Consider the following 11,996-nt stretch of genomic DNA (forward strand, 5'->3'; position numbering starts at 1 on the left):
GATTTAGGCCGAGATCACAATAGGGGCATGCGACCAACGCGAGCTCAGGAACCAAGCCATGACCGACCAGCATTTTGCCCTGTTCGACACCAAGATCGGCCTCTGCGCCATCGCCTGGGGCCCACGCGGCATCAATGGCACGCAATTGCCGATGGGTGGCGAGCAGAAGATCCGCACCCGCATCAGCCAGCGCCATGCCAATGCCAGCGAGGCCGAGCCGACCCCTGAGGTGCAGCGGGCGATCGACCGCATTGTCAGACTGCTCGCGGGCGAGCCTGATGACCTCACCGACATCCCGCTCGATCTCGACGGCGTGCCCGGCTTCAACCGCGGTGTCTACGAGATCGCCCGCGCGATCCCGCCCGGCAAGACCATCACCTATGGCGACATCGCCAAGCAGCTCGGCGGCGTCCAGCTGTCGCGCGATGTCGGCCAGGCGCTCGGGCACAATCCGTGCCCGATCGTCGTGCCCTGCCACCGCGTGCTGGCTGCCGGTAACAAGCCCGGCGGTTTCTCGGCAAATGGCGGCGTGGTGACGAAGCTGAAGATGCTCGAGATCGAAGGCGCGCTGGTGAACCACACGCCGAGCTTGTTCGATTAGGTCTTCGCCGCGGTCTTCGGCCAATATTTGTCGCGCAGATGCCGCTTCACCAGCTTGCCGGTCGGCGTGCGCGGCAGCTCGGCTTCGAAATCGATCGAGCGCGGGCATTTGATTGCGGACAGACGCGTCTTGCAGTAGGCGATCAGGTCGGCCTCGAGCTCCTTGCCGGCACGCTTCATGTCGTGCGGCTGCACCACTGCCTTGACCTCTTCGCCCATCTCCTCGTTCGGCACGCCGAACACGGCGACGTCGGCAATCTCCGGATGGGTGATCAGCACGTCCTCGGTTTCCTGCGGGTAGATGTTCACCCCGCCGGAGATGATCATGTAGGACTTGCGATCGGTGAGGAACAGGAAGCCATCCTTGTCGAGATAGCCGACATCGCCGAGCGTCGACCATCCCTTGGCGTTATAGGCCTTCTTCGTCTTCTCGGGATCGTTGTGATAGGTGAACGCCGGCGCATCGGCGAAATAGACCGTGCCGATCTCGCCTGTCGGCTGCTCCTCGTCGTTCTCGTCCAAAATCTTGATCTTGCCGACCACGGCGCGGCCGACGCTACCGCGATGCTCCAGCCATTGCCGCGAATTGCAGACGGTGACGCCGTTGCCTTCCGAGCCCGCGTAATACTCGATCAGGATCGGTCCCCACCATTCGATCATCCTGGCCTTGACGTCGACCGGGCAGGGCGCGGCGGCGTGGATCGCGCCCTTCAGTGTGGAGACGTTGTATTTGGCGCGGACCTCGTCCGGCAGTTTCAGCATGCGGACGAACATGGTCGGCACGAGCTGGGATTGCGTGACCTTGTATTTCTCGGCGAGTTTCAGGAATTCCTCGGCGTCAAAATGCTCCATGATGATCGAGGTGCCGCCGAGCACGATCGCCATCATGTTGAAGCGCAGCGGAGCTGCGTGATAGAGCGGCGCCGGCGAGAGATAGGTGCTTTCGGCGTTCATGCCGCACATGTCGGCGCAGAGCACGCGCAGGAACGCGTTCGGCACGTCGATCTTGTTGCCCTCAAAAGCCTTCTTGATACCCTTTGGCCGGCCGGTGGTGCCCGACGAATACAGCATGTCGTAGCCGGCGACCTCGTCGGCAATCGGCGTGGTCGGCTGCGCCGCGGCTTCCTTGTCGTAGGAGCGGAAGCCGGGCAGGGGCTCGTCGACCATGTAGAAGATCGGCTCGCCCGGCGCCCCCTTGACCAGGTCCTTGATCTGGTCGGCGCATTTCGGCGTGGTGATCACGACCTTGGCGCCGCAATCGCCGATGATGTAGTCGATCTCGTCCTGCTTCAGATAGCGGCTGATCGCGGTGTAATAGAGCCCGCTCCGTTGCGCCGCCCAGCAGATCTCCATGAAGGCGAGGCGGTTTTCCATCAGCAGTGCAATGTGGTCGCCGGCCTTCAGTCCCAGCGAGCGGAACAGGTTCGCGCCCTGGTTCGAGAGTTCGTCGAGCTCGCGATAGGTGATTGCCTTGCCGGTCCCTGCCATCTGGTAGGCGATTTTGCTCGGCGTAGTCTTCGCGTAGACAGACGGGTGGGTCATGGCGTTTCCTCAAAACGCGAATGGCGAGTAGCGAGTGGCGAATAGGGAAGAAGGGCAACCCGCTCTTCGCCTACTCACCATTCGCTACTCGCCACTCACTACTCGCTTTTGCTTTTCTTACAGTCGTTCGACGATCGTCACGTTGGCCATGCCGCCGCCTTCGCACATGGTCTGCAGGCCATAGCGCTTGCCGCGCTGGTGCAGGGCGTGGACCAGCGTCGTCATCAGCTTGGTGCCGGAGCCGCCAAGGGGATGGCCGAGCGCGATCGCGCCGCCGTTGACGTTGAGGCGCGCCGGATCGGCGCCGGTGGTCTTCAGCCAGCCGGTCGGCACCGAGGCGAAGGCCTCGTTGACCTCGAACAGGTCGATGTCGTCGATCTTCATGCCGGCCTTCTCCAGTGCCCGCTTGGTGGCGTGCAAGGGAGCGTCGAGCATGATGACGGGATCGCCGCCGGTCATGGTCATGTGGTGAATGCGCGCCAGCGGCGTGAGGCCAAGCTGCTTGAGGCCGCGCCCGTTCACGACCATCACGCCGGAGGCGCCGTCGCAGATCTGGCTGGCGCTCGCCGCGGTGAGTTTGCCGTTCTCGGCGATCAGCTTGACGCCCTTGATGCCATCGAGCGTGGCGTCGAAGCGGATGCCTTCGTCGATGCGGTGGGTGTCCTTGGAGCCGTCGGCTCTGACGATCTCGAGCGGCACGATCTCCTTCTTGAAGTGACCGGCTTGTGTCGCTGCAATCGCGCGCTGATGGCTGTTGTAGGAATATTCGTCGAGATCATTCTTCGACAGGCCGTACTTCTCGGCCATCATCTCCGCGCCGGTGAACTGGCTGAACACGATGTTCGGATATTTGTGTTCGATGCCCGGGCTCTTGTAATTGCCAAAGCCGTTCTTGGCCGGAAGCTGCGAGGACAGGCCCATCGGCACGCGCGTCATGGATTCCACGCCGGCCGCGATCACCACGTCCATCGTGCCGGACATCACGGCCTGCGCCGCGAAGTGCAGCGCCTGCTGCGAGGAGCCGCACTGACGGTCGATCGAGGTGCCCGGCACGCTCTCAGGCAGCTTCGAGGCCATGATCGCGTTGCGCGCGACGTTGTTGGACTGCTCGCCGACCTGCATCACGCAGCCCATGATCACGTCCTCGACCAGCGCAGGATCGACCTTGGTGCGATCGACCAGTTCGTCCAGCACCTTTGCGGCGAGATCGGCCGGATGCCAGCCGGCGAGGCGGCCCCCCTTGCGCCCGCCCGCGGTACGCGCAGCGGCGACGATATAAGCCTCGGCCATTTCGGTCTCTCCCATGATTGTTCTGAATTGGGTTGTCGGGGGCGGATTTAATGGGCGGGATATCGTTTAGTCAATCGATCAATTAACTCTTGTGGGGAGGCGCTGCTTCGGCTTATCTGCGCCCCGCTTCAGGCAGCGAGAACAAGGGATTTCCGTGACTACCGGCGTACCGAACAGGCTCCCCAGCGGAAAGAATTCCACGGCAGAGAAATTGCTCGTGGCCGCGAGCGAGCTGATGATCGAACGCTCCTCGATCGAGATCTCGCTCTCCGACATCGCGCAGAAGTCGGGCGCCAACGCCGCGCTGGTCAAATATCATTTCGGCAATAAGGACGGCCTGCTGCTGGCGCTGCTCGCGCGCGATGCTGCGACCGAAATGTCCAATCTGGAGTATCTGCTGGCACAGCCGATCAATTCGACCGCGAAGCTGAAGCTGCATATCGCCGGCATCATCCGCGCCTATCACCGGTTCCCCTATATGAACCGGCTGATCCACTATCTCCTGCACGAGAGCGTTGCCGGCTCCGCAGATGAAGTTTCAAAATTCTTCGTCGCGCCGCTGCTCGACTTTCATCGCCGTCTGCTCGCTGAGGGCGTCAGCCGCGGCGAGTTCCGCCAAACCGATCCGGTGCTGTTCTACACCAGCCTGATCGGCGCCTGCGATCACCTGTTCTTCGGCCGGCACGCGATGTCTCGCGCGACCGGCGTCGGTCCGGTCACCGATGACGTCTGCCGGCAATACATCAAGCACATGGAAACGCTGATCTGCGGCGGTATCCTCACGCAAGCCGAGGAAGCTGCCGCGGCCGGATAATCCGGCCGAGACCTTCAAGTCTAGAGAAGAAACGCCCGAGGAAAAGGTAGAGGAAAGGTAGCCTGTCATGGAATTGAAAGACGTAGCCGTTCTCATCACCGGTGGTGGTTCGGGTCTTGGTGAAGCGACCGCGCGCGCCATGGCCGCCAAGGGCGCTAAGATCGGCGTGATCGACCAGAACAAGGACAACGCCGAGAAGGTTGCCGCCGAGGTGAAGGGCGTCGCGCTTCATGCCGACGTCACCAGTGAAGAGCAGATCAAGGCGGCGATCGCGAAGGCGGAAGCCGCGCATGGCGTCGCCCGCGTGCTGATGAACTGCGCCGGCATCGGCGGCTCGCAGCGCATCGTCGGCCGCGACGGCGTCTATCCGCTGGAGAAGTTCGCGCGCATCATCAACGTCAATCTGATCGGCACCTTCAACTGCCTGCGCTTGTTCGCCGAGCGCCTCGTCACCATAGAGCCGATCGGTGAAGAGCGCGGCGTCATCATCAACACGGCGTCTGTTGCCGCTTACGAAGGCCAGATCGGCCAGATTGCTTATTCGGCCTCCAAGGGCGGCGTCGTCGGCCTGACCCTGCCGGCCGCGCGCGACCTCGCCAGCCAAAAAATCCGTGTCAATACCATCGCGCCCGGCCTGTTCTTCACGCCGCTGCTGATGGGTCTGAACGAAGAGGCCCGCAAGAGCTTAGGGGCCCAGGTGCCGCATCCCTCGCGTCTCGGCGATGCCAAGGAATACGGCGCGCTCGCCGTGCACATGGTCGAGAACCCAATGCTCAACGGCGAGACCATCCGTCTCGACGGTGCCATCCGTATGGCGCCGCGGTAGGTTCTTCTTCCCTTCTCCCCTTGCGGGAGAAGGTGGCGCGCTTTGGAGCGCAATTGCGCTCCTGAGCGCGCCGGATGAGGGGTTCTCTCCGCGGAGACAGACCCCTCACCCGAGCGAGGTCTTGGTCAGCGACGTACATGCCCCCTCCCACAAGGGGAGAGGGCGCAATAGCCGCCAATCGAAGGGCGGATGCAGGAGCGCCCCATGTCCCAACCGCTGCTGATCGAGCATGACGACGGCGTCGACCGGGTGACGCTCAATCGTCCTGACAGTCTCAACGCGCTCGATCCTGCGCTGATCGATGCGCTTAACGTCTATTTCCAGGGCCTGCAGCGCAACCGCGACACGCGCGTCGTCGTGTTCAAAGGCGCCGGCAAGAATTTTTGTGCAGGCCTCGATCTCAAGGCCGCGATGGCGCGCCGGGCCGGACAGCAGGAGCCGCCTGGCGTCACCGAGTCCCTGGACTCGCAACGGCGCATCGCCGACATCGTGATGCTGATGCGGCGCTGTCCGCAGCCGATCCTGTCGCTGGTGCAGGGCGCAGCGGCCGGCGGTGGGTTTGCGCTCGCGCTGGCCTCCGATATTCGCATCGCCACGAAGTCGACGCGGATGAACTGCGCCTTCATCAAGCTTGGCCTTGGCGGTTGCGATATCGGCACCGGCTATTTTCTGCCGCGGCTCGTCGGAGTTTCCGTTGCTTCCGAGCTAATCCTGACAGGACGCTTCATCGGCGCCGAGCGCGCGCTCGCGGTCGGCCTTGTCTCCGAGGTCGTGGATGAAGACAAGCTCGACGCCGCGGCCGAGCCTTACATCGATGCGATGATGACGGCCTCGCCGGTGGGGCTACGCCTGTCAAAGGGATGCCTCAACATGAGCGTCGATGCGGGCTCGCTGGAAGCGGTGATCGCGATGGAGGATCGCAATCAGGTCCTGTGCAGCCGCTCCGAGGAATTTTCGGAAGGCATCAGGGCCTTCCTTGAGAAGCGAAAGCCTGTCTATATCAAGCGCTGAACGACAAAGATCCGCAAAGGACAATAATTCCGGGAGACGCAAAATGAGTGGACGCGCGGCGGCGGTGATGGCGAAGCCCGCCTTTCGCAAGGTGGAGTGGCTGGCGCGCGACATCGATGTCGAGCGGCGTGCTGACGGCACGGTGGTGCTGAAGTCGCGCATTCCGCTGCAGGCCTACGAGAAGCATCTTCCGGCCTCGCTCGCGAAATGGGCGAAGGAAGCGCCGGAGCGCATCTGGCTCGCGCAGCGCGGCGGTCCGAACCGCGAATGGCGCAAGGTGTCGTACGGCGAGGCCAAGCGCACGGTGGATGCGTTGACGCAGGCGCTACTGAACCTCAGACTCAAGGGGCGCCCGGTCACGATCCTTTCCGGCAATTCGATCGAGCACGCGCTGATGACGCAGGCTGCGATGCAGGCGCGTTCGCCGGCTGCGCCGGTGTCGCCGGCCTACTCCCTGATGAGCCACGATCACGTCAAGCTGAAATACCTGTTCGACCTGATCAAGCCGGCCGTGGTGATGGTGCAGGACGGCCCGACCTTCGAGAAGGCGCTGAAAGCGCTCGATCTCACCGGCGTCACCGTCGTTCATGTCGTGCGGCCCTGCGAGGGCGTCAAGAGCGTCAGCTTTGCCGAGCTCGCGGCAACGCCGGTGACTGGGGACGTCGAGGTATCGATCGCAAAAATCACGCCCGACACCGTCGGCAAGCTGCTGTTCACGTCAGGCTCGACCGGCATGCCCAAGGCCGTCATCAATACGCAAGAGATGATGTGCGCCAATGCAGCGATGATGATGCAGGTACGGCCGCGCACGCCGGGCGGTCCGATCGCCACGGTGCTGGACTGGATGCCCTGGAATCACACCATGGGCGGCAACGCCGCGTTCCACCCGGTGCTGGTCGATGGCGGCACGCTCTATATCGACGACGGCCGGCCGATGCCGGGACAGTTGGAAGAAACCATCAGGAACCTGCGCGAGATCTCGCCGACCTATTACGCCAACGTGCCGGCCGGTTATGCCGCGCTTGCGGCTGCCATGGAAAAGGACGACGCGCTGTGCCGCTCGTTCTTCAAGAACCTGTCGATCATGGCCTATGGCGGCGCGCGGCTGCCGGATGATCTCTATGACCGCATGCAGGCTCTCGCGGTGAAGACCACAGGCGAGCGCATCGTGTTCTACACCGGCTGGGGCTCGACCGAGACTGCACCGACCTCGACCGGCACCTATTGGGACACCGAGCGAGTCGGCCTGATCGGGCTGCCGTTTCCCGGTGTCGAACTGAAGATGGTGCCGTGCGGCTCGAAATACGAGCTGCGCCTGCGCGGCGTCAACGTCACGCCCGGCTATTTCGGCCAGCCGGATCTCACCAGGAAGATGTTCGACGAGGAAGGCTTTTACTGCATCGGCGATGCCGGCATTTTTGTTGACGATGCAGATCCGGTGAAGGGCATCATCTTTGCGGGCCGCGTCGTGGAGGACTTCAAGCTCACCACCGGCACATTCGTACATGTCGGCTCGCTTCGCACCGATGCGATCGCGGCGGCAACGCCGGTCGTGCACGATGCGCTGGTCGCCGGGCAGGATCAGTGCTCGATCGGCCTGCTGGCATGGCCGAATCTGCACGCCTGCCGCCAGCTTGTCGGCAATCCCGATTTGAGCTTCGAGGATGCCGTGAAGCATCCCGAGGTGATCGCCTGCTTCAGGCGCGGGCTCGAAGCACACAACACGGAATGTGGGGGCGCCAGCAGCCGCAGCATCGCGCGCGCGATGCTGATGGCCGAGCCGCCCTCGATCGACGGCAATGAGCTCACCGACAAGGGCTACATCAACCAGCGCGCCGGCCTCGATCGCCGCGCTGCACTGGTCGAGCGGCTCTACGCCGACACGCCGGATCAGGATGTGATCGTGTTGAAATGAATAAACACACTCTCTCCAATCGTCATTCCGGGGCGCGCGCAGCGCGAACCCGGAATCCATCGGGCCGCAACACGTGTGGTGAAATGGATTCCGGGCTCGCGACTTCGTCGCGCCCCGGAATGACAGTAAGAAAAAGGTAGCCGCCATGAACTTTGATTTCTCCGACGACCAGAAACAGCTCCGCGACCAGGCGCGCAAATTCCTCACTGAGAAATGCTCGCCCAAGGCGGTGCGCGCAGTCCTCGACGGCAAGGCGCCGTATGACAAGGAGCTGTGGAAGGGCCTCGCCGAAATGGGCTTTCTCGGCGTCGCGATCCCCGAAGAGTTCGGCGGCGCGGGCGCGGGTCATCTCGAGCTCTGCGTGATCGCGGAGGAAATGGGCCGGGCGAATGCACCGGTGCCGTTCTCTTCGACGGTGTACCTTGCCGCCGAAGCCCTGCTGATCGCCGGCAGTGACGGGCAGAAGAAGAAATGGCTCCCGGCGATCGCCTCGGGCGAGGCGATCGGCACGCTCGCGCTGTTCGAGGGCAAGGGCAATCCGGCGCCGAAGAACGTCAAGCTGACGGCCGCGAATGGCGTGCTCAATGGCGTCAAGAAGCCGGTGGCCGATGGTGCGATCGCCGACTTCGCGGTGGTTGCCGCGCGGACGGGCACGAGCGGTCGCGACGGCGACGTCTCGCTGTTCCTGGTCGATCTTAGGGCTGGTGGTGTCGAGGTGAAGAGCCTCACCAATCTCGACCCGACCCGAGGTCAGGCGGAGATCACCTTCAAGGACTGCAAGGCCGAGCCGCTGGGCACCGCCGGCGAAGGCTGGAGCATTTTGTCCCAGATGCTCAACCGCGCCGCGGTGCTCTGCGCCTTCGAGCAGGTCGGTGGCTCCGACCGCGCACTGGAGATGGGCCGCGACTACGCGCTCGACCGTATCGCCTTCGGCCGCCAGATCGGCTCGTTCCAGGCGGTCAAGCACATGCTCGCGGACATGTATGTCTCGGCAACGCTGGCGCGCTCCAACAGCTATTACGGCGCCTGGGCGCTCTCGACCAATGCGGCCGAACTGCCGGAGGCGGCAGCCGCCGCGCGCATCAGCGCGACGCAGGCGTTCCAGCACTGCGCCAAGAACAACATCCAGGTTCACGGCGGCATGGGTTTTACCTGGGAGTTCGACTGCCACATGTACTACCGCCGCGCCAATGCCATGGCGCTCGGCCTCGGCAGCCTGTCCTATTGGGAAGACCAGTTGATCGACCGCATGCGCAAGAAGAACGCGGCGTAAGCGCGAGATTCGTAGGGTGGGTTAGTTTAGCGAATCGTAACCCACCACTTCTGTCGACGAGGAAACCAAAGAGGTGGATTACGCCTTCGGCTAATCCACCCTACTACGGAAGACAAGAGAACCACCATGAACTTCGACGACACCCCGCAGGAAGCCGAGTTCCGCGCCACCGCGCGGGCCTGGATCGGCGCGAACGCGCCCAGGCAATATGAGGACGAACTGCGCAAATCCTCGCTCGGCCGCACCCACCTCAAGAGCGCCAACATCCTTGAAGTGGCAAAGGCCTGGCAGAAGAAGAAGGCTGACGCCGGTTGGGCCTGTCTGCACTGGCCGAAGGAATACGGCGGGCGCGGCTCGTCGCCGATCGAGCGCGTGATCTGGCAGCAGGAAGAGGGGCCGTTCGGCCAGCTGTCCCGCATGTTCATCATCGGCCACGGCATGTGCGGGCCGACCATGATGGCGTTCGCGCGCGAGGAGCACAAGCGCAGCTATCTGCCGCCGCTCGCCTCCGGCGAAAAGGTGTGGTGCCAGCTATTCTCCGAGCCCGCCGGCGGCTCCGACGTTGCAGGCCTGCGCACGCGCGCGGAGAAGGACGGCGACGACTGGGTCATCAACGGCCAGAAGATCTGGACCTCGGGCGCGCATTATTCCGACTACGGCATTTTGCTGACCCGCACCGATCCGACCGTGCCCAAGCACAAGGGCCTCACCATGTTCTTCCTGGACATGAAGAGCCCGGGTGTCGAAGTGCGGCCGATCAAGCAGGCGAGCGGTGCCTCCGACTTCAACGAGGTCTATTTCACCAATGTCCGCATCCCCGACCACCAGCGCCTCGGCGAGGTCGGTGACGGCTGGAACGTCTCGCTGACCACGCTGATGAACGAGCGCAGCGCAATCGGCGCAGCCGTCTCGACCGGTTTCCCGGAGTTGTTCGAGTACTGCTCGAGCCTGATGCTCGACGACGGTCCGGCGATCGAGGACCGCGCGGTGCGCTCGAGGCTCGCCAACTGGGCGGTGAAGGCGAGCGGGCTGAAATACACCAGCATGCGCGCCATCTCGGCGCTGTCGAAGGGCGAGCGCCCGGGTCCGGAGAATTCCATCGGCAAACTGGTCGCGGGCTCGATGATCCAGGACGTCGCGACCTACGCGCTGGACTTGCAGGGGGCGAGCGGCGTGGTCAGCGGCGAGGACGCCGAGCTGGCCGGCCGCTTCCAGGCGATGCTGCTGCGCGCGCCCGGTACGCGCGTGGAAGGCGGCACCGATGAGATCATGCGCAACATCATCGCCGAGCGGGTCTTGGGCCTGCCCGGCGATATCCGTGTCGACAAGGACGTGCCGTTCAACAAGATCCCGACCAAGGGAAGAGGGTAGAGGTCCGCCATGAATTTCGACGACACGCCGCAGGAAGCTGCATTCCGCGAGACCGCGCGCAAATGGGTCGCCGCCAATGCGCCGAAAGAGTTCGAGCAGGAGCTGTCAAAATCCTCGCTCGGCCGCATCAGGCTTGCGAAGCACGACATGGTCGAGGTCGGCAAGGCCTGGCAGAAGAAGAAGGCGGAGGGCGGTTGGGCCTGCCTGCACTGGCCGACGGAATATGGCGGCCGCGGCGCCACGCCGATCGAACGCGTGATCTGGCAACAGGAAGAGGGCGTCTACGGCAAGCTGACGCAGCCGTTCCAGATCGGCGAGGGCATGTGCGGCCCGACCGTGATGGCCTGGGGCAGCGAGGACGCCAAGCGTCGCTATCTGCCGAAGCTCGCCTCGGGCGAAGAGATCTGGTGCCAGCTGTTCTCCGAGCCGTCGGCCGGCTCCGACGTTGCGGGACTGCGCACGCGCGCGGAGAAGAAGGGCGATAATTGGGTCGTCAACGGCCAGAAGATCTGGACTTCGGGCGCGCATTATTCCGACTTCGGCCTGTTGATCGCGCGCACCGATCCGAATGTGCCCAAGCACAAGGGCCTCACCATGTTCTTCCTGGACATGAAGAGCCCGGGCGTCGAGGTGCGGCCGATCAAGCAGGCCAACGGCATGCAGGAGTTCAACGAAGTCTATTTCACCGACGTCGTGATATCAGACAGCCAGCGGCTCGGGGCCGTCGGCGAAGGCTGGAGCGTGTCGCTGACCACGCTGATGAACGAGCGCATGTCGATCGGCTCGCGGCTCGCGACCGGCGTCCCCGAACTGTTCGAGTTCTGCTCGAACCTGATGCTGGAGGACGGGCTCGCCATCGACGATCCCGCCGTGCGCTCAAAACTTGCGAGCTGGGCGGTGAAGTCGAGCGGGCTGAAATACACCAGCTACCGCGCGATCTCGGCGCTGTCCAAGGGCGAGCGGCCGGGTCCTGAAAACTCCATCGGCAAGCTGGTGTCGGGCATGATGCTCCAGGACATCGCAACTTATGCGATGGACCTCCAGGGTGCGGCCGGCGTGCTCACCGGCGCGGACGAGGAGACGGTGCACGGCCAGTTCCAGCAGATGCTGCTGTCCTCGCCCTCGATGCGCATCGCCGGCGGTACCGACGAGATCTTGCGCAACATCATTGCCGAGCGGGTGCTGGGGCTACCCGGCGACATCCGTGTCGACAAGGACGTGCCGTATAACAAGATCCCGACCAAGGGGCGGTGATCTCGCCTCTCGCTGCATCTCGTAGGGTGGGCAAAGCGAAGCGTGCCCACCATATGCAGATGCGCCGGGGGTAAGTCTGTCGGTGGGCACGGCGCTATCG

10 protein-coding genes are annotated in these 11,996 nt (G+C 63.7%); 8 read left to right on the forward strand and 2 right to left on the reverse strand.

Going from position 1 to position 11,996, the window contains the following annotated elements:
• Positions 1-58: 58 nt before the first annotated feature.
• Positions 59-601, forward strand: coding sequence for a methylated-DNA--[protein]-cysteine S-methyltransferase (locus V1280_RS34135; RefSeq protein WP_334534871.1), 543 nt, complete (start codon positions 59-61; stop codon positions 599-601).
• Here the strand turns inward: V1280_RS34135 and V1280_RS34140 are convergent.
• Positions 598-2,142, reverse strand: coding sequence for an acyl-CoA synthetase (locus tag V1280_RS34140; RefSeq protein ID WP_334534873.1), 1,545 nt, complete (start codon positions 2,140-2,142; stop codon positions 598-600). The genes V1280_RS34135 and V1280_RS34140 overlap by 4 nt on opposite strands.
• Before the next feature lie 117 nt (positions 2,143-2,259).
• On the reverse strand, positions 2,260-3,432 hold the full coding sequence (locus tag V1280_RS34145) for an acetyl-CoA C-acetyltransferase (protein WP_334534875.1): 1,173 nt from the start codon (positions 3,430-3,432) through the stop codon (positions 2,260-2,262).
• A 235-nt stretch (positions 3,433-3,667) separates the two neighbouring features.
• On the opposite strand from V1280_RS34145, the gene V1280_RS34150 reads away from it, so the two are divergent.
• The 7 genes from V1280_RS34150 to V1280_RS34180 all read left to right on the forward strand — a co-directional run bounded on the left by V1280_RS34150 (position 3,668) and on the right by V1280_RS34180 (position 11,896).
• Positions 3,668-4,246 carry a TetR family transcriptional regulator gene (locus tag V1280_RS34150; RefSeq protein WP_254195787.1) on the forward strand — a complete coding sequence of 193 codons (579 nt, stop codon included), beginning with the start codon at positions 3,668-3,670 and terminating at the stop codon, positions 4,244-4,246.
• 67 nt (positions 4,247-4,313) lie between these two features.
• The gene (locus V1280_RS34155) at positions 4,314-5,072 is read left to right on the forward strand and encodes an SDR family NAD(P)-dependent oxidoreductase (protein ID WP_212327383.1); all 759 of its coding nucleotides are present in this window, start codon (positions 4,314-4,316) and stop codon (positions 5,070-5,072) included.
• Positions 5,073-5,276: 204 nt separating this feature from the next.
• Positions 5,277-6,083, forward strand: coding sequence for an enoyl-CoA hydratase/isomerase family protein (locus V1280_RS34160; protein WP_334534881.1), 807 nt, complete (start codon positions 5,277-5,279; stop codon positions 6,081-6,083).
• Positions 6,084-6,126: 43 nt separating this feature from the next.
• Entirely contained in the window at positions 6,127-7,998 is a 1,872-nt protein-coding gene (locus V1280_RS34165; RefSeq protein ID WP_334534883.1) for an AMP-binding protein, read from the forward strand.
• Positions 7,999-8,143: 145 nt separating this feature from the next.
• On the forward strand, positions 8,144-9,271 hold the full coding sequence (locus V1280_RS34170; protein WP_334534885.1) for an acyl-CoA dehydrogenase family protein: 1,128 nt from the start codon (positions 8,144-8,146) through the stop codon (positions 9,269-9,271).
• A 126-nt stretch (positions 9,272-9,397) separates the two neighbouring features.
• Positions 9,398-10,642, forward strand: coding sequence for an acyl-CoA dehydrogenase (locus tag V1280_RS34175; RefSeq protein WP_334534887.1), 1,245 nt, complete (start codon positions 9,398-9,400; stop codon positions 10,640-10,642).
• A gap of 9 nt (positions 10,643-10,651) precedes the next feature.
• Complete coding sequence (locus V1280_RS34180; protein WP_334534889.1) at positions 10,652-11,896, forward strand: acyl-CoA dehydrogenase; 1,245 nt, start codon at positions 10,652-10,654, stop codon at positions 11,894-11,896.
• Positions 11,897-11,996: the final 100 nt, after the last annotated feature.

It is taken from the genome of Bradyrhizobium sp. AZCC 2230, from assembly GCF_036924495.1.
Classification (GTDB): domain Bacteria; phylum Pseudomonadota; class Alphaproteobacteria; order Rhizobiales; family Xanthobacteraceae; genus Bradyrhizobium; species Bradyrhizobium rifense.